Raw genomic sequence first — 18,221 nt, 5'->3', positions numbered from 1 at the left:
GTTTTAACTCACCCCTACACGATAAAATGGATGTGTTTTTTGCCGTGGTACGGCGAGATCTCGATTCTGGTTTTCACCCTGAAGACGTCCCAGAGCAGCTCCTCGGATAAGATTTCCTGCGGCGTTCCGGTCGCCACAATCTGCCCTTGCTGCATCACAATCAGCGAATCGCAGAACATGGATGCGTGGTTAAGATCGTGAATGGCGACGATGCTGGTTACCGGCAGCTCACTGATAAGCTGCATGAGCTGCATCTGATGATGAATGTCCAGGTGGTTGGTCGGTTCATCCAGCAGAATTTCGGTTGGCGCTTGCGCCAGCGCGCGGGCGATATGTACCCGCTGACGCTCGCCGCCGGATAAGCTCAGCCAGCCCTGTTCGCTGCGATCCAGCATATCCACGCGTTGCAGGGCGGCGGTGACGGTTTCGTCATCCTGCGCGCTCCAGTTTGAGAAGGGAGAATGGTGCGGAATTCGCCCCAGTTTGACGACGTCACGCACGCGCATATTGGCGTCGGTCATTCCGTGCTGTTCAACAAACGCCACGCGCCGCGCCAGCTGCTTTTTGGCAATGCGGGCAATGTCCTGTCCGTCCAGCGTCACGCACCCGGCATCCGGGCGGCGCAGACCTGCCAGTATGCGCAACAGCGAGGATTTACCGCAGCCGTTAGGGCCAAGCAGGCCCACCGTTTCGCCCCGGGAAACCGTCAGCGAAACATGATTCACAATGATCTTTTTACCTACCTTCCAGGTGATTTTCTCGGCGCAGATGCTCATTACTTATTCCTTGAGCGGTAGATAATCACGGCGAAGAACGGTACGCCCACCAGTGCGGTAACGACGCCAACCGGCAGGCTTTGCGGAGCAATCAGCATCCGCGAGGCGATGTCGGCCAGCACCATCAGGATCGCCCCCGCCAGCGCGCTGGCTATCAGCAGCGTGCGGTGCAGCGGCCCGAACAGGAAACGCATAACGTGCGGCACGACCAGCCCGACAAAACCAATAGAGCCCGCCATGCTGACGATGGTCGCGGTGATCAGGGCGGTGGTGGTAAACAAGGCCAGGCGCACCCAGGGCACGGCAATGCCCAACGAGGCGGCGGCATCATCACCGAACGTAAAGGCGTCCAGCGCACGGGAATAATAAAGACAGACGGCCAGCCCCGCCAGTACCACTACCAGCGCCAGCTGGAATTCCGGCCAGCGTACGCCGCTAAAGCTGCCCAGCAGCCAGAACATCACGTCGCGCGCCTGTTGCGCGCTGGCAGAGGTGCTGATGGTATAGGCGGTAATGGCGTTAAACAGCTGAGAGGCCGCTACGCCCGCCAGGATCGTGCGTTCATTGCCGCCGCGCGCGCCGTTGGTCAGGAAGGCGACGAAGGCAAAGGCGGCGAAGGCTCCGGCAAACGCGCCCGCAGAAAGCGACACTGCGCCGGTGCCGAGACCCAATACGACGACTGACACCGCCCCGGTTGACGCTCCCGCCGACACGCCGAGCACGTAAGGTTCCGCCAGCGCATTCTTCAAAAGGCTCTGCAATACGGCCCCGCAGATGGCCAACCCGGCTCCGCAGCAGGCCGCCACCAGCGCGCGGCTGAGGCGAAAGTCCCAGATGACGCTCTCGTAGATGCGGTTGAGCGGAACGTCAGTCAGCCCCAGCTTATTGCTGATGGCGTAGAACACGTTATTGAGCGGGATAGACAACTCACCGATGCTGACGCCAAGGGCGATCACCAGAAACAACAGCACGAAGGCGAGCAGGCATGACGTGGTCAGGAGCACCCCCTGCCGCATCTGAAGTACGGCGGTGGTCATCAGTCCAGTCCCAGTTTTCTGAGCTGTTCGCCGACCTGCTCAGCACCGTAAAGCGTGCGAATCGTCGGGTTCATGGCCTGGCCGTCCATCACCACAATATGACCCTTCTTCACCGCCTCCATCTGGCTGACGGCTGGATCGCTTTTCAGGAATTTGATTTTTTCTTCGGCGTTGTCCAGCGCCCAGCGGTTACGATCCAGGCTGGAGACCACAATCACGTCCGGATTAGCGGCAATAATACTTTCCCAGCCTACGGTCGGCCATTCGGTCTCAGAGGTAATGGCGTTATGGCCGCCCAGCACGTTAGCAATAAAGCCAGAGGCGCTGTTTTTGCCGCCGACATAGGCATCAGCCGAAGGTGAGGAGCTTGAGAACCAGAAAACAAAGGAGAGGTCTTTGTTGTTTTTGCCAAACTCCTGGCGCAGGTCGGCTTCACGTTTTTTGAAGTCGGCGATAACGGCCTGACCGCGCGCTTCCACGTTGAAAATTTTGGCGAAATCCTCAATCTCTTGATAAAGGTAGGTCATGTCCCACAGCGTCTGGCGGCTGCCGTACATGTCCCCTGCGGCTTTTTTGGTGGCGCACATGCCCGGAGATAAATAGCTGTTTACCCCAACGGTGGCCAGGTCTTCGCGTTTTGCGACCTTACTTTCCGGTCCGAGCAGCAGCGGCAGCTGTGCAGGAACAAAATTAGGGTTTTGCGCAAGAATGGATTCAAGTGTCGGAATTTCGACCGTCAGGGTTTTGATTTTTGCATTCTGCTCAGCCAGCTGCGGCAATACTTTGGTCGGCCAGAACGCGCTGGCTTTCACCTTATCTTCCAGACCCAGCAGAAGCAGGATCTCGACGGTATTCTGCCCCAGGGCCACAACGCGTTCCGGCGCTTTGGTGAAGGTTTCTTTATACCCGCAGTTTTCTATCGTGAGCGGGTACGTGGTAGCCAGAGCTGTACTCATTGATGCAACCGCCATGCCTAACGCGCAGAGAACCTTTTTCATTAAACGCTACCTTCATTAAAATTATTTTGATGCAAATGAAACGCATTATTAAGGCGGAATTTTATACAGAGGAAAATATATTGTGTCAATGTGGGACAATTACGCAGAGTGATGAAAGGCGGCGCCATATACGGCGCCGGAATGACGGGTTAATTCAGGCTCTCTTTATCGATTCCCAGACGCTTCATGCGCGAGAGCAGGGTGGTACGCTTCAGCCCCAGCCGTTGCGCCGCACCTTTCGGTCCGGCTACCACGCCGTTGGTCTCCTTCAGCACTCGCATAATGAGCTGATATTCATCTTCTCCCTCTTTCGCAAGCTCGGTTGCGGTCACGGTCGTTTCAGAAGGAGTAACCTCTGGCAGGGAGAGCTGGAGCACGTTCCCGCGCGTCAACAGGACCGCGCGTTCAATGACGTTTTCCAGCTCGCGCACGTTCCCCGGCCACTCCATCGCCGAGAGTGTGCGTAGCGTTTCGGCAGGAATACTGTCGATATTTCGCCCCATCCGGCGGGCAATCTTCGCGGTAAAGGCTTTCACCAGCAGCGGAATATCTTCCGGGCGCTCGCGCAGCGGCGGCAGGCAGATCGGGAACACGTTCAGGCGATAGTAGAGATCGCTTCTGAACTCACGGTCTGCGACCATTTTTTTCAGATCGCGGTTGGTGGCGGCAATCAGACGCACGTCGGTCTGGATCAGCTTGTTGCTGCCGAGGCGCTCAAACTCCTGCTCCTGCAGCACGCGCAGCAGCTTGGGCTGGAGCTCCAGCGGCATATCGCCCACTTCGTCGAGGAACAAAGAGCTTTTATCCGCCAGCTCAAAACGGCCCAGCCGCTGGCTGCTGGCGCCGGTAAAGGCACCGCGCTCGTGGCCGAACAGGTCGCTTTCCAGTAAGCCAGCAGGCATCGCCGCGCAGTTCATCTTCACCATCCGGCGGCTGTTGCGGTTGCTCAGGTTGTGGATCGCCCGGGCAATCAGCTCTTTCCCGGTACCGGTTTCACCGAGGATCAGCACCGTGCTGTCGCTTTGCGCCACCATCTCCACCTGCTTGAGCACGCTGTACATGGCATCGCTGCGCCCGATGATTTCGCCAAACTCGCTGTCCACGTTGTTGAGCTGCTCGGTCAGCGCCAGGTTTTCGTCCACCAGCCGCTCCTTCAGGCGGTGGATCTCCTGATAGGCGAGGGCGTTATCCAGCGCGATGGAGATGCGCTCGGCGATCTGGCGCAGCAGCTTCAGGTTGGCGGTGGTAAATACGGCTTCATCGCACTGCGCCAGTTTGAGCACGCCGAGCATGGTGTTGCCGGACATCAGCGGCAGCAGGCACAGGGTCTGGATCTTGTTGCCCCAGGTGTTGAAGAGCATCCGCTCGTAGGGGGCTACCGGATCCTGTTCATTGAGATTGAGCAGCAGGATCTCTTTGCTTTTAAATATCCGCTCGGACAGCGTTCCCGCTTCGTCCACTTCGCTCTGCTCGTGCGCCGGGTTAGCTTCATCAAGGTAGTGGGTGGAGTAGATGTTCAGCTTGCCTTTCCGGTTGCCGCGTAGCGCAATGCTGATGGCATCGATTTTAAAATAGTGATGGATCTCTTTTGATACTTCGCTGACCAGCTCATCCATGTCCAGGCGGGAGAGCACGGCGTTGGTGATGGCAACCAGAATGCGGAAGTTATCGCGCTCGCGGCTCAGCAGGTCGTAGTCCACGTTATTGGTGACGCGGCTTTGGATCTGCTCCGCGACAACGGCCACAATCTGGGTAAAGGTGTGCAGGCGTTCGTACTCCGCCTCGCTCCAGGGCTGGTCGGTATCGCGGATAAACTCGCAGCCGCCAAAAATTTGCCCTTCCACCGCCAGCGGCAGCATGCTGTAGTGGCCGAAAGGGTGGTAAAGGTTGCTCTCTGCCAGCTTCGGCCAGGCCTGGCGAAACTGGTCAAAATTGCAGTGCAGCGCTTCCGGGCGGGAGAGAATACGCCGCACCGGGCCGTGGGCAAGAAACGTTTCATCTTCATATTCGAAGATTTTGCCGTTATCACGCGTTGAGAAATAGCTCGCGCGGTGGGTTGCGCTATGCCAGAGCACAATGGCGGCGCTGTCCGCCAGCGCAGATTGCCTGACCAGCCGCGTCAGGGCATCGCTCAGTGCGCCGAGGTCGGGCTGTTGTAAAAGTGTGCGCGTGATGTCAAACAGGCCCTGCTGTCCAAGATCGCTCATCGGTGTATACGGCATTGTTGCTTTCCAATAGAAACTGGCAAAAAGAGAAATTCAGCGCTGACCGCTTTTGGCGCGGTCTAGCAAATTCGGGGTAACGGTTCAGCGTGCGGCAGATCCAGCGTACGCTTCACGCCGTAAAGCCCGGTCAGGCGCACCCCTTTGCGCTCAACCACGTCGCCGATGATGGCCGCGTCTTTCCCTAATGGATGCGCGCGCAGCTGTGCAAGTACGGCTTCGGCAGCCTGGCGCTCCACGCCGATCAGCAGCTTGCCCTCGTTGGCAAAGTTAAGCGGGTCTAGCCCTAATAGCTCGCATAGCCCGCGCACGGCGCCTTTGACAGGCAGGCCGCGCTCGGTCAGCTCAATTCCGCAGCCGCTGCTTGCGGCAAATTCGTGCACCACGGCATTCACGCCGCCTCGCGTGGCGTCGCGCAGGGCTTTTACGCCCGGCATGTCGCGCAGCGTCTGGATCAGCGGCGTGAGTACCGCGCAGTCACTGCGCAGTTCCCCGTCCAGCCCCAGGCCTTCGCGCAGGTTCAGGATGGTTGCCCCGTGGCAGCCCAGCGTGCCGCTGACAATCAGCACGTCGCCTGCGCAAAGCTGTTGAGCGCCCCAGTGAATATCGGCGGGGATCGCCCCCATCCCGGCGGTGTTGATAAAAAGCTTATCCGCCGCGCCGCGCTGCACCACCTTGGTATCCCCGGTGACGATGGCGATCCCCGCCTCGCGGGCGGTGTGCGCCATGCTCTTGACCACCGCCGTGAGCGCTTCCATCGGTAACCCTTCTTCGAGGATAAACCCGCAGGAGAGGTAGCGGGGGATCGCCCCGCTGACGGCGACGTCGTTTGCCGTGCCGCAGACGGCGAGCTTGCCGATATCGCCGCCCGGGAAGAACAGCGGGTCAATCACGTAGCTGTCGGTAGAGAACGCCAGCCTGTCACCGTGTGCGGTGAGGGTTGAGAGCGCAATGCGCGCCTGATCTTCCTGCTCGGCGAGCCAGGGATTGTTAAAGGCGTCCATAAACAGCCGGTTAATCAGCTGCTGCATCGCCTGTCCACCGCTTCCGTGCGCCATTTCCACCGTGTTCATGCTTCACACTCCTGGTTGCGATAGTGATACCACGCGGCGCATGCCCCTTCTGAAGAGACCATCAGCGCGCCAAACGCGGTTTGCGGGTTACAGGCGTTGCCAAATAACGGGCAGTGATGAGGTTTGCATTTTCCGGTGAGTACGTCGCCACAGCGGGCGCGGGGATCGTCGCACACCTGCTGCGGCTGCGGTCGGAAATGCGCTTCGGCGTCGAAGGCGCGATACGCGGGCGTCAGGTTTACGCCGGATTCGGCAATCAGCCCCAGTCCGCGCCACTCGCTGTCGCCTTCGACGCTAAACACGTCGGCTATGGCCTGCTGTGCCCGTCTGTTACCTGCATCGGGCACCACGCGGCGATACTGATTTTCCACCGCACTCAGGGCCGCTATTTTCTGCTCAACCAGCAGGGTCACGCCTTGCAGTAGATCAAGTGGCTCGAAACCAGCCACCACTAACGGACGATTGTACTGTTCAGCGATAAAACCGTAGGCTTCTGTGCCGATCACCATGCTGACGTGGCCCGGCGCCAGAAACGCGTCGATACCGTTATCCGGCGCTTCCAGCAGGCTGCGCAGCGTGGGAATAAGCGTGATGTGCTGGCAGAAAAAGTAAAAGTTTGTGACGTTGCGGGCTTTCGCCTGCTGGAGGGTAATGGCGGTGGCGGGCATGGTGGTTTCAAAACCCAGCCCGAAAAAGACGACCTTACGCTCAGGATTAGCCATCGCCAGCGTCAGGGCATCCATCGGTGAGTAGACGATCCGCACGTCCGCGCCGCGCGCCTTCGCCTGGAGCAGCGAGCCATTTTTTCCCGGTACACGCATGGCGTCGCCAAAGGTACAAAAAATCACACCGGGGCGGCTGGCGATGTCGAGACAGCTGTCGATGCGCCCCATCGGCAGCACGCACACCGGGCAGCCGGGGCCGTGGATAAATTCGATGTTCTCCGGCAGCAGCTGGTCGAGGCCAAATTTAAAGATGGCGTGGGTGTGTCCGCCGCACACCTCCATGATCCGCAGCGGTTTTTCTTTCGTGTAGTCCAGCAGCGACGCGCGGGAATTCAGGCGATCGATAAGCTGCAACACCTGCTCAGGCGCGCGATATTCATCAACGTAACGCATGTGTTATCGTTCCTCCCCATACAGCAGGGCGCCCACGTCCGGCTCGACGTCAAACATATTCTGTAGCGCGTCCAGCGTGTCGCGGGCTTCTTCCTCATTAATCACGCTCATGGCAAAACCTACGTGGACCAGCACCCACTGGCCGAGACGCGATGCGCCGGTCTCATCGTGGCTGCCTACCAGCGTCAGGTCGACATCGCGCAGGATGCCGCAGACCTCCACTTTGGCCTGATTGCCGTCGATGGAATGAATTTGTCCGGGGACGCCTATGCACATCGTTCGTTCTCCAGCCAGTTCAGCCAGGCGTCCATCCCGTCGCCGCGCGTGGCGGAAACCAGCAGGATCTCAATGTCCGGATTCACTTCGCGGGCGTAAGCCAGGCACTTATTCACGTCGAAATTCAGGTACGGCAGCAGGTCGACTTTGTTCAGCAGCATGAGGGAGGCGGCGGCAAACATATGCGGATACTTCAGCGGCTTGTCTTCCCCTTCGGTCACGGAGAGTACCGCCACTTTATGCCGCTCGCCGAGGTCGAAGCTTGCCGGGCAGACCAGGTTGCCGACGTTTTCAATGAACAGGATGCCGTTGTTCGCCAGCGGCAGGCGCGGGGCGGCGTCGGCAATCATCTGCGCGTCCAGATGGCACCCTTTCCCGGTGTTGACCTGAATCGCAGGCGTACCGGTTTCGCGGATGCGCGCGGCGTCGTTTACCGTTTGCTGGTCACCTTCGATAACGGCGCAGGAGACACGTTTATTCAGCCGTTTGAGGGTTTCGGTCAGCAGCGTGGTTTTACCGGAGCCGGGGCTGGAGACCAGGTTCAGCACCAGCTGTTCGCGCGCGGCAAAGCGGGCGCGATTGCGGACGGCGAGCTGGTTGTTTTTATCCAGCACGTTAATCTCCACCTCCAGCATCTGGCGCTGGCTGATGCCCGGCGCGTGGGTGCCCGCTTCGCCGCGGCCGTAATGCAGGTCACCCGCGTCGGAACGCTGCGGCGCGAAGGTGATGCCGGTCAGTGCCGCCGCGGGACGCGGGGCAGGGGAAAAGGGCGCGGAGCGAAACGCGGAGTGGGGGCGGTGTTCATCCCCTTCGATATACAGGTTGCCTTCAGCGCAACCGCAGGTACTACACATACTTTACTCCTTCTCGATTTCGAGGCGTTGGATCTGCATACCGTCATCCGCCACGATGCGCAGCCCGCTGCTCTGGCACTGCGGACAGCGCTTTACCTTCGATGACAACAGCGTGACGTACTCCTGACACTGTTCGCACCAGCACTCTGCCTGCTGCTCCTCGATATGCAGTGCGCAACCTTCCGCCAGCGTGCCGCGGCACACCAGCTCAAAACAGAAGGTGAGGGCGCTGGTCTCGACGCAGGAAAACGCCCCGACCTTCAGCCAGACGCCGGTCACGCGCTTCGCATGGTTCTGCACAGCCTGCTGTTCGATAAGTTCCAGTGCCCGCTGGCAGAGGGTGATTTCGTGCATGACGCCTCCTTAATGAATTGCCCCTTCAATGCAATAACAGTGCCAGCTTGATTTGCGTTACGGCGTGACGATGTCAACGCTGTCGAAATGACACGTCGACACCGCGGCGGTGACAGTACGTATCTTGTTAAAAGATATTTAAATCAACAGATTAAAAACTGGCACGAAAACTGCTTAACAGCCGCTAACTCCATTAACCGGATACCTTTTATGACTATTTGGGAAATTAGCGAAAAAGCGGATTACATCGCGCAACGTCATCAGCAGCTTCAGGATCAGTGGCACCTCTACTGCAACTCTCTGATTCAGGGGATCACCCTGTCAAAAGCCCGTCTGCACCATGCCATGAGCTGCGCGGCGCAGGGGGACATGCGCTTTGTGTTGTTTGGTCACTTCACGATTTTTGTCACCCTGGCGGAGAGCTTCAACAGCCACACCATTGAGTATTACGTTGAGACAAAAGAGGGTGAAAAACAGTGTATTGCGAAAGCTCAACTGATGGCCGACGGCATGGTGGACGGTCACGTCAGCAACCGCGATCGCCAGCAGGTGCTGGAGCACTATCTGGAGAAAATAGCGCCGGTTTATAACGGCCTCTACGCCGCCGTTGAGCACGATCAGCCGATCAACCTGAAACAGCTGATCGACGGAAAATCCTCCGCGAACGTGGCCTGAAAAGCGAGTGTCGAGAAGTGTCGATAAGACAGTTTTTTTTCGTCAAAAATGACCATCACCAGAGGATGACCCGGTGAACCGTTTTGTAATTGCTGACTCGACGGTCTGTATTGGCTGTCGGACCTGTGAGGCGGCGTGCTCGGAAACGCACCGCCTGCACGGGCTACAGTCCATGCCGCGCCTGCGCGTCATGCGTAATGAGAAAGAGTCTGCCCCGCAGCTCTGTCACCACTGTGAAGACGCCCCGTGCGCGGGCGTTTGTCCTGTCAATGCCATCACCCGCGTTGACGGCGCGGTACAGCTGAACGAAAGCCTGTGCGTGAGCTGCAAGCTGTGCGGCATCGCCTGTCCGTTCGGCGCCATTGAGTTTTCCGGCAGCCGTCCGCTGCATATTCCGGCGAATGCCAATACCCCGAAAGCGCCGCCTGCGCCGCCGGCTCCGGCACGCGTGAGCACGCTGCTGGACTGGGTGCCGGGCATTCGCGCCGTTGCGGTGAAGTGCGACCTGTGCAGCTTCGATGAGCAGGGTCCGGCCTGCGTGCGGACCTGCCCGACCCGGGCGCTGGTCCTGGTCAACATCCGCGACATCGCTCGCACCAGCAAACGCAAGCGCGAGCTGACCATCAATACCGACGTCGGCGATCTTTCGCTGCTGCGGGCGCTTAACGAGGGGGCGAAATGAACGCGATAGTTATGATGACCAGCGGCGTGGCCTGGTTTGCCGCCGCCGCTGTCCTGGCGCTGCTCCTCGCCTTCCATAAAACGCTGAGCGGCGTGATTGCCGGTATCGGCGGGGCGGTCGGCAGCCTGATGACGCTGGCGGCGGGCGGGGTTGTCCTGATCGACGGGCAATCCGTCGACACCCTCATCCCGCTGATTCACCACGCCGTTGAGCTTACGCCGCTGAACGCCATCTGGCTGATAACCTTTGGCCTGTGCGGGCTGTTTATCAGCCTGTTTAATATCGACTGGCACCGCCATCAGCACACCAAAGCCAACGGCCTGCTGGTTAACCTGTTGATGGCCGCCGCGGTCTGTACCGTTGTCGCCAGCAACTTCGGCGCACTGGTGGTGATGGCTGAAATCATGGCCCTGTGCGGCGTGTTCCTGACCGGATGCAGCGCCTCCGGCAAGCTGTGGTTTGCGCTCGGACGTCTCGGCACGCTGCTGCTGGCGCTGGCCTGCTGGCTGGTGTGGCAGCGTTTTGGCACGCTGGATTTCGCCGCGCTTAACGGCCAGCCGCTGGGCAACGACGTCTGGCTGTTGGGCGTAGTCGGTTTTGGCCTGCTGGCCGGGATAATCCCGCTGCACGGCTGGGTGCCGCAGGCGCATGCCAATGCCTCAGCCCCGGCCGCTGCGCTGTTCTCCACCGTGGTGATGAAGGTCGGTCTGTTCGGCATCCTGACGATAACCCTGACGGGCAATCAGCCGCCGCTGTGGTGGGGCGTGGCGTTGCTGATTGCGGGGATGATCACCGCGTTCGTCGGTGGCCTCTACGCGCTGATGGAGCACAACATCCAGCGTCTGCTGGCGTACCACACCCTGGAGAACATCGGGATTATCCTGCTCGGCATGGGCGCAGGCGTCACCGGGCTGGCGCTCAACCAGCCGGCGCTGATTGCCGCCGGGTTTATTGGCGGTCTGTATCACCTTATCAACCACAGCCTGTTTAAAAGCACCCTGTTCCTCGGCGCGGGCAGCGTCTGGTTCCGCACCGGGCACCGCGATATTGAGAAGCTCGGCGGGATTGGCAAAAAAATGCCCGTCATTTCGCTGGCGATGCTGGTCGGGCTGATGGCGATGGCTGCGCTGCCGCCGCTGAACGGCTTTGCCGGCGAGTGGGTGATTTATCAATCCTTCTTCGCCCTCGGCCAGAGCGAGGCGTTTATCGGGCGTTTACTCGGCCCGCTGCTGGCGGTGGGCCTGGCGATCACCGGGGCGCTGGCGGTGATGTGTATGGCTAAAGTTTACGGTGTCACCTTCCTGGGCGCGCCGCGCACCCGAGAAGCGGAAAACGCCTGCTGCGCCCCGGTACTGATGACCACCAGCGTGGTCGCGCTGGCGCTGTGCTGCATCGCGGGCGGGGTTGCCGCGCCGTGGCTGCTGCCGCTGCTGGGCCACGCTATTCCGCTGCCGCTGGTCACGGCGCATACCGTCGTTTCCCAGCCGATGATGGCGCTGCTGCTGATTGCCGCGCCGCTCCTGCCGTTCGTGCTGATGCTGTTCTTCAGACGCGACCGTCTCGCCTCCCGCTCGCGCGGCGCGGCGTGGGCCTGCGGCTACGAACACGAGCAGTCGATGGTCATCACCGCCCACGGTTTCGCCATGCCGGTGAAAGAGAACTTTGCCGCCGTGCTGAAGCTGCGCCACTGGCTGAACCCGGTGGGTTGGGTGCCGGGCTGGCAGGGGGCCGCCGTGCCCGTACTGTTCCGCCGCCTGGCGCTGATCGAGCTGGCGGTGCTGGTGGTGATTGTCATTTCACGAGGAGCCTGACATGAGTCTGTTACTGGCAATTCTTCAGGCGCTGGTGCTGTTCGCCGCCGCGCCGCTGCTGTCGGGCATCACGCGCGTGGCGCGCGCCCGGCTGCACAACCGTCGCGGACCTGGCGTGCTCCAGGAGTACCGCGATCTCTTCAAACTGCTCTCCCGTCAGAGCGTCGCGCCGGATGCCGCGGGCTGGGTGTTCCGCCTGACGCCGTTTGTGATGGTGGGCGTGATGCTGACCATCGCCACCGCGCTGCCGGTGGTGACGGTGGCGTCGCCGCTGCCGGTGCTGGGCGATCTGATTACGCTGATCTACCTCTTCGCCATCGCGCGTTTCTTCTTTGCGATTGCGGGCCTGGACACCGGCAGCCCGTTTACGGGTATCGGCGCCAGCCGCGAGGCGATGCTCGGCGTGCTGGTTGAGCCAATTCTGCTGCTGGGGCTGTGGGTCGCCGCGCAGGTTGCAGGCTCGACCCACATCAGTTTTATCACCGACACCGTTTACCACTGGCCGGTTTCACGTTCGCTCCCGCTGGTGCTGGCGCTCTGCGCCTGCGCGTTCGCCACGTTTATCGAGATGGGCAAGCTGCCGTTCGATCTCGCGGAAGCGGAGCAGGAATTACAGGAGGGGCCGCTCACCGAGTACAGCGGCTACGGCTTTGCGGTGCTGAAGTGGGGCATCAGTCTCAAGCAGCTGGGGGTGTTGCAGATGTTCGTCGGCGTTTTCTTCCCGTGGGGGCAGATGACGCACTTCTCTGCGGGCGGCCTGCTGCTGGCCGTGGTGGTGGCTGTGCTCAAGCTGCTTATCGGCGTGCTGGTCATTGCCCTGTTTGAAAACAGCATGGCGCGCCTGCGTTTTGTCGAAACGTCACGCATTACCTGGGCTGGTTTTGGTTTTGCATTTTTAGCGTTCGTCTCCTTGCTGGTGGCGTGATTAAAGAGAGTGTTTATGTCTGAAGAAAAGAAAGGTCAGCAGTATCTCGCCGCGTTGCATCAGGCTTTCCCGGGCGTGGTACTGGAGGAGTCCTGGCAAACCAAAGACCAGATCACCGTCACCATTAAGGTGAACTATCTGCCGGAAGTGGTGGAGTTTCTCTACTACCAGCAGGGCGGCTGGCTGTCGGTGTTGTTCGGTAACGACGAGCGCCAGCTGTGCGGCAGTTACGCGGTGTACTACGTGATGTCGATGGAGCAGGGCGAGAAGTGCTGGATCACCGTGCGCGTCGAGGTCGACCCGAATAAACCGGAATACCCGTCCGTCACGCCGCGCGTGCCTGCCGCCGTCTGGGGCGAGCGCGAAGTGCGCGACATGTACGGCCTGATGCCGGTTGGCCTGCCTGACGAGCGTCGCCTGGTGCTGCCGGACGACTGGCCGGATGAACTCTATCCGCTGCGCAAGGACAGCATGGACTACCGCCAGCGCCCGGCCCCAACCACCGACAGCGAAACCTACGAGTTCATCAACGAGCTGGGCAGCAAGAAGAATAACGTGGTGCCGATTGGCCCGCTGCACGTTACCTCTGACGAACCGGGCCACTTCCGCCTGTTCGTCGACGGCGAGAACATTATCGACGCCGACTACCGCCTGTTCTACGTCCACCGCGGCATGGAGAAGCTGGCGGAGACCCGCATGGGCTACAACGAAGTCACGTTTCTTTCTGACCGCGTGTGCGGCATCTGCGGCTTTGCCCACAGCACCGCCTACACCACCTCGGTGGAAAACGGCATGGGGATCGTGGTGCCGGAACGCGCGCAGATGATCCGCGCCATTCTGCTGGAGGTGGAGCGCCTGCACTCGCACCTGCTGAACCTCGGCCTGGCCTGCCATTTCGTCGGCTTTGACTCCGGGTTTATGCAGTTCTTCCGCGTGCGCGAGGCGTCGATGAAGATGGCGGAGATCCTTACCGGGGCGCGTAAAACCTACGGCCTGAATCTGATCGGCGGGATCCGCCGCGACCTGCTGAAAGACGACATGATCCAGACCCGCCAGCTGGCGCAGCAGATGCGCCGGGACGTGCAGGAGCTGGTGGATATGCTGCTCAGCACGCCCAACATTGAGCAGCGCACCGTCGGGATTGGTCGTCTTGACCCGGAAATCGCCCGCGACTTCAGTAACGTTGGTCCGATGGTGCGCGCCAGCGGCCACGCCCGCGATACCCGCGCCGATCACCCGTTCGTCGGCTACGGCCTGCTGCCGATGACCGTGCACAGCGAGCAGGGCTGCGACGTCATCTCCCGTCTGAAGGTGCGCATCAACGAGGTATTCACCGCGCTGAACATGATCGACTACGGCCTCGATAACCTGCCGGGCGGCCCGCTGATGGTGGAAGGCTTCACCTACATTCCAAACCGCTTTGCCCTCGGCTTTGCCGAAGCGCCGCGCGGGGACGACATCCACTGGAGCATGACCGGCGACAACCAGAAGCTCTACCGCTGGCGCTGCCGTGCGGCGACCTACGCCAACTGGCCAACCCTGCGCTACATGCTTCGCGGCAACACGGTCTCCGACGCGCCGCTGATCATCGGCAGCCTCGACCCGTGTTACTCCTGCACCGACCGCATGACCGTCGTGGACGTGCGCAAGAAGAAAAGCCAGGTGGTGCCGTACAAAGAGCTTGAGCGCTACAGCATCGAGCGTAAGAACTCGCCGCTGAAATAAGGATTCGCCATGTTTACCTTTATCAAAAAAGTGATCAAAACCGGCGCGCAGACCAGCAGTTATCCGCTGGAGCCGATCCCGGTTGATAAAAACTTTCGCGGCAAGCCGGAGCACAACCCGCAGCAGTGCATCGGCTGCGCGGCCTGCGTCAACGCCTGCCCGTCGAATGCCTTAACGGTGGAAACGGACCTGAAAACCGGCGAGCTGGCCTGGCAGTTTAACCTCGGGCGCTGCATCTTCTGCGGCCGCTGCGAGGAGGTCTGCCCGACGGTCGCCATTCGCCTGTCTCAGGAGTACGAGCTGGCGGTGTGGAAAAAAGAGGACTTCCTCCAGCAATCGCGCTTTGCGCTGTGCAACTGCCGCGTCTGCAAGCGTCCGTTCGCCGTGCAAAAAGAGATCGACTACGCCATCGCGCTGCTGAAGCACAACGGCGACGTCCGCGCGGAGCATCACCGTGAAAGCTTCGAAACCTGCCCGGAGTGCAAGCGTCAGAAATGCCTGCTGCCGTCTGACCGCATCGATTTAACCCGCCATATGAGAGAGGCCAGCTGATGGAAAACTTACTCGGCCCGCGCGACGCTAACGGCATTCCGGTGCCGCTGACGGTGGAGGAGTCCATCGCCAGCATGAAGGCGTCGCTGCTGAAAAAAATCAAACGCTCGGCCTACGTCTATCGCGTGGACTGCGGTGGCTGCAACGGCTGCGAGATTGAGATCTTCGCTACGCTGTCGCCGCTGTTTGACGCCGAGCGCTTCGGCATCAAGGTGGTGCCGTCCCCGCGCCACGCGGATATCCTGCTGTTCACCGGCGCGGTCACCCGCGCGATGCGCTCGCCTGCGTTACGCGCCTGGCAGTCTGCACCGGATCCGAAAATCTGCATCTCCTACGGTGCCTGCGGCAACAGCGGCGGCATCTTCCACGATCTTTACTGCGTCTGGGGCGGTACCGACAAAATCGTGCCGGTGGACGTCTACATTCCGGGCTGCCCGCCGACGCCCGCCGCCACGCTGTACGGTTTTGCCATGGCGCTCGGCCTGCTGGAGCAGAAGATCCACGCCCGCGAGCCAGGCGAGCTGGACAACCAGCCAGCCACTATCCTGCACCCGGACATGGTGCAGCCGCTGCGGGTGAAGATCGACCGCACGGCACGCAGGCTGGCGGGCTACCGCTACGGACGCCAGATTGCCGACGATTATCTGCGTCTGCTCAGCCAGGGCGACCATCAGGTGGCGCGCTGGCTGGAGGCGGAAAACGATCCGCGTCTCAATGAGATCGTGGCGAACCTGAACAACATCGTGGATGAGGCGCGTATCCGATGAGTGAAACGGTGGTGTTCAGCCAGCTGAGCCGTAAGTTTATTGATGAGAACGACGCCACGCCAGATGCGGCGCAGCAGGTGGTTTACTACAGCCTGGCGATTGGGCACCACCTCGGGGTGATCGACTGCCTGGAGGCGGCGTTAACCTGCCCGTGGCCGGAATACCTGGCGTGGATCGCCACGCTGGAGGAGGGCAGTACGGCGCGGCGCAAGATGGAGGGCGTGCCGAAGTATGGCGAGATCGTCATCGACGCCAACCACATTGCGATGCTCGCTAACGCCTTTGACGCGGCGCTGAGCGTACAAACCCCGGCGCAGCAGGCGTGGAGCAAAACGCTGCTCGGCATGCTGCACGATATTCATCAGGAGAGCGCCATCTACCTGATGGTGAGGAGATTACGTGACTGACGTTTTACTGTGTGTCGGCAACAGCATGATGGGCGACGACGGCGCGGGTCCGCTGCTGGCGGAACTGTGCGCCGCAAACCCGCCGGGCAACTGGGTGGTGATTGACGGCGGCAGCGCGCCGGAAAACGACGTGGTCGCCATCCGTGAACTGCATCCGGACAGGCTGTTAATCGTCGATGCCACCGATATGGGGCTTAACCCCGGCGAGATCCGCCTGATTGACCCGGACGACATCGCCGAGATGTTTATGATGACCACCCACAATATGCCGCTGAACTACCTGGTGGATCAGATCAAAGACGACGTGGGCGAGGTGCTGTTTTTGGGCATTCAGCCGGATATTGTCGGGTTTTATTACCCGATGACGCCGCCGGTGAAAGAGGCGGTGGAGGGGGTGTATTCACGGCTTGCCGGGTGGGTTGGGGATGGAGGTTTTTCTCCGCTCTGAGCAGTGCCGGGTGGCGGCTTCGCCTTACCCGGCCTACCAAACCCATCTCCCTCTCCCTGTGGGAGAGGGCTGGGGTGAGGGCAACAGGCTACTCGAGATCCCCCCCGTTACTCGCAATCACCTTCTTATACCATCCAAACGATTTCTTGCGTTTCCGTTCCAGCGTGCCGTTCCCGGCGTCGTCGCGGTCGACGTAGACAAATCCATAGCGCTTGCTCATCTCCCCGGTTGAGGCCGAGACCAGGTCAATGCAGCCCCAGGTGGTGTAGCCCAGCAGCGGAACGCCGTCCTCAATCGCGTCGCCCATCGCGCGGATGTGCTCGCGCAGGTAGCTGATGCGGTAGTCGTCGTTAATCTCACCGTTTTCATCAACGACATCTTTCGCCCCCAGACCGTTTTCCACCAGGAACAGCGGCTTCTGGTAGCGGTCGTACATCATGTTCATAGTGATGCGCAGGCCGAGCGGGTCGATACCCCAGCCCCACTCGCTCACCTGAATGTGCGGGTTGCGCAGGGACTTCACGATGTTCGCCGCGCTGGTGTTGCCCGCGTTCATGTCCGCCGACGCGCAGCGCGAGGCGTAGTAGCTGAACGAGACAAAGTCGACGGTATTTTTCAGCAGTTCGTCATCGCCCGGGTCTTTCACAATCACGACGCCTTTTTCGCGGAATACGCGGGCAGAGTAGGCCGGATAGCTGCCGCGCGCCTGCACGTCGATAAAGAACAGGTTCTCGCGGTCTTTCTCCAGCGCCATCCACACGTCTTCCGGCTTGCAGGAGTAGGGATAGAAGTTACCGCCCGCCAGCATGCAGCCGACCTGATTTTCCGGGTTCACCTCGTGAGCGATTTTAGTCGCCAGCGCGCTCGCCACCAGCTCGTGGTGCGCGGCCTGGTATTTCACCTGGTCTTCGTTTTCACCTTCCTCAAACACCAGCCCCGCGCCGGAAAACGGGCTGTGCAGCATGATGTTGATTTCGTTGAAGGTCAGCCAGTATTTCACCAGCCCGTTAAACTCTTCGAAGCAGGTGCGGGCGTAGCGGGCGAAGAAATCGACCATCTTACGGTTGCGCCACGAGCCATACTCCGTCACCAGGTGCATTGGCACGTCGAAGTGGCAGAGGGTCACCAGCGGCTCGATGTTGTACTTTTTGCACTCCTCGAACACCGCGCGGTAGAAGGCAATGCCTTCCTGATTCGGCAGCGGTTCGTCGCCGTTCGGGTAGAGGCGGCTCCAGGCAATCGAGGTGCGGAACACCGTAAAGCCCATCTCCGCCATCAGGGCGATGTCTTCTTTGTAGCGATGGTAAAAATCAATCGCCTCGTGGCTCGGGTAGAATTCGTCGTCCCGCAACGAAAACCGTTTTTCCTTGCCGACTTTTACCGCCAGGCGGTTTGCGCCGTGGGGGATCATATCGACCGTCGTCAGTCCTTTGCCGCCTTCACGGTAAGCCCCTTCACTCTGGTTGGCGGCAAGCGCGCCGCCCCATAAAAATCCTTGTGGAAAAACAGACATTCTTACCT

General features: G+C 60.4%; 19 protein-coding genes. 9 read left to right on the top strand and 10 right to left on the bottom strand.

Going from position 1 to position 18,221, the window contains the following annotated elements:
• Positions 1-14 precede the first annotated feature (14 nt).
• The 9 genes from ACOTX1_RS05980 to hypA form a co-directional block, all read right to left on the bottom strand.
• A complete protein-coding gene (locus ACOTX1_RS05980; RefSeq protein ID WP_023314729.1) occupies positions 15-776 on the bottom strand; it encodes an ABC transporter ATP-binding protein in 762 nt (253 codons plus the stop codon).
• Positions 776-1,813, bottom strand: coding sequence for a FecCD family ABC transporter permease (locus ACOTX1_RS05975; RefSeq protein WP_022651750.1), 1,038 nt, complete (start codon positions 1,811-1,813; stop codon positions 776-778). Before ACOTX1_RS05975 ends, ACOTX1_RS05980 begins: the two co-directional genes overlap by 1 nt.
• Positions 1,813-2,811 carry an ABC transporter substrate-binding protein gene (locus ACOTX1_RS05970; RefSeq protein WP_023314728.1) on the bottom strand — a complete coding sequence of 333 codons (999 nt, stop codon included), beginning with the start codon at positions 2,809-2,811 and terminating at the stop codon, positions 1,813-1,815. Before ACOTX1_RS05970 ends, ACOTX1_RS05975 begins: the two co-directional genes overlap by 1 nt.
• Positions 2,812-2,960: 149 nt before the next feature.
• A complete protein-coding gene (flhA, locus tag ACOTX1_RS05965; protein WP_421766819.1) occupies positions 2,961-5,033 on the bottom strand; it encodes a formate hydrogenlyase transcriptional activator FlhA in 2,073 nt (690 codons plus the stop codon).
• A 62-nt stretch (positions 5,034-5,095) separates the two neighbouring features.
• On the bottom strand, positions 5,096-6,106 hold the full coding sequence (gene hypE, locus ACOTX1_RS05960) for a hydrogenase expression/formation protein HypE (protein ID WP_126497803.1): 1,011 nt from the start codon (positions 6,104-6,106) through the stop codon (positions 5,096-5,098).
• Positions 6,103-7,224, bottom strand: coding sequence for a hydrogenase formation protein HypD (gene hypD / locus ACOTX1_RS05955; protein ID WP_023314726.1), 1,122 nt, complete (start codon positions 7,222-7,224; stop codon positions 6,103-6,105). Before hypD ends, hypE begins: the two co-directional genes overlap by 4 nt.
• Before the next feature lie 3 nt (positions 7,225-7,227).
• Positions 7,228-7,500 carry a HypC/HybG/HupF family hydrogenase formation chaperone gene (locus ACOTX1_RS05950; protein WP_003862132.1) on the bottom strand — a complete coding sequence of 91 codons (273 nt, stop codon included), beginning with the start codon at positions 7,498-7,500 and terminating at the stop codon, positions 7,228-7,230.
• A complete protein-coding gene (gene hypB / locus ACOTX1_RS05945; protein WP_023314725.1) occupies positions 7,491-8,354 on the bottom strand; it encodes a hydrogenase nickel incorporation protein HypB in 864 nt (287 codons plus the stop codon). The genes ACOTX1_RS05950 and hypB overlap by 10 nt, the downstream gene beginning before the upstream one ends.
• A 3-nt stretch (positions 8,355-8,357) precedes the next feature.
• The gene (gene hypA / locus ACOTX1_RS05940; protein ID WP_023314724.1) at positions 8,358-8,708 is read right to left on the bottom strand and encodes a hydrogenase maturation nickel metallochaperone HypA; all 351 of its coding nucleotides are present in this window, start codon (positions 8,706-8,708) and stop codon (positions 8,358-8,360) included.
• Between the two features lie 210 nt (positions 8,709-8,918).
• Between hypA and hycA the strand changes: the two genes are divergently transcribed.
• From hycA to hycI, 9 genes are all read left to right on the top strand, one after another.
• A complete protein-coding gene (gene hycA / locus ACOTX1_RS05935; protein ID WP_022651744.1) occupies positions 8,919-9,383 on the top strand; it encodes a formate hydrogenlyase regulator HycA in 465 nt (154 codons plus the stop codon).
• 73 nt (positions 9,384-9,456) lie between these two features.
• Positions 9,457-10,065: a 4Fe-4S dicluster domain-containing protein gene (locus ACOTX1_RS05930; RefSeq protein WP_017692772.1), complete on the top strand. Its 609-nt coding sequence runs from the start codon at positions 9,457-9,459 to the stop codon at positions 10,063-10,065.
• A complete protein-coding gene (gene hycC, locus ACOTX1_RS05925; RefSeq protein ID WP_022651743.1) occupies positions 10,062-11,876 on the top strand; it encodes a formate hydrogenlyase subunit 3 in 1,815 nt (604 codons plus the stop codon). The genes ACOTX1_RS05930 and hycC overlap by 4 nt, the downstream gene beginning before the upstream one ends.
• A gap of 1 nt (position 11,877) precedes the next feature.
• On the top strand, positions 11,878-12,801 hold the full coding sequence (locus ACOTX1_RS05920; RefSeq protein ID WP_023314722.1) for a respiratory chain complex I subunit 1 family protein: 924 nt from the start codon (positions 11,878-11,880) through the stop codon (positions 12,799-12,801).
• Positions 12,802-12,816: 15 nt separating this feature from the next.
• Positions 12,817-14,526 (top strand): formate hydrogenlyase subunit HycE, encoded by a 1,710-nt coding sequence (gene hycE / locus ACOTX1_RS05915; RefSeq protein WP_023314721.1) that lies wholly within the window; start codon positions 12,817-12,819, stop codon positions 14,524-14,526.
• 9 nt (positions 14,527-14,535) lie between these two features.
• Positions 14,536-15,078: a formate hydrogenlyase complex iron-sulfur subunit gene (locus tag ACOTX1_RS05910; RefSeq protein WP_003862138.1), complete on the top strand. Its 543-nt coding sequence runs from the start codon at positions 14,536-14,538 to the stop codon at positions 15,076-15,078.
• Positions 15,078-15,845, top strand: coding sequence for an NADH-quinone oxidoreductase subunit B family protein (locus ACOTX1_RS05905; protein WP_003862141.1), 768 nt, complete (start codon positions 15,078-15,080; stop codon positions 15,843-15,845). Before ACOTX1_RS05910 ends, ACOTX1_RS05905 begins: the two co-directional genes overlap by 1 nt.
• A complete protein-coding gene (locus ACOTX1_RS05900) occupies positions 15,842-16,252 on the top strand; it encodes a formate hydrogenlyase maturation HycH family protein (protein ID WP_003862143.1) in 411 nt (136 codons plus the stop codon). Before ACOTX1_RS05905 ends, ACOTX1_RS05900 begins: the two co-directional genes overlap by 4 nt.
• A complete protein-coding gene (gene hycI / locus ACOTX1_RS05895) occupies positions 16,245-16,700 on the top strand; it encodes a hydrogenase maturation peptidase HycI (protein ID WP_003862145.1) in 456 nt (151 codons plus the stop codon). Before ACOTX1_RS05900 ends, hycI begins: the two co-directional genes overlap by 8 nt.
• An 88-nt stretch (positions 16,701-16,788) precedes the next feature.
• On the opposite strand, the gene ACOTX1_RS05890 is transcribed toward hycI, so the two are convergent.
• Positions 16,789-18,213: a 6-phospho-beta-glucosidase gene (locus ACOTX1_RS05890; protein ID WP_023314720.1), complete on the bottom strand. Its 1,425-nt coding sequence runs from the start codon at positions 18,211-18,213 to the stop codon at positions 16,789-16,791.
• Positions 18,214-18,221: the final 8 nt, after the last annotated feature.

The organism is Enterobacter cloacae complex sp. IR5401 (assembly GCF_049238425.1).
In the GTDB taxonomy this organism is placed as follows: Bacteria; Pseudomonadota; Gammaproteobacteria; order Enterobacterales; family Enterobacteriaceae; genus Enterobacter; species Enterobacter hormaechei_C.
This window is presented reverse-complemented; position numbering and strand designations above follow the sequence as displayed.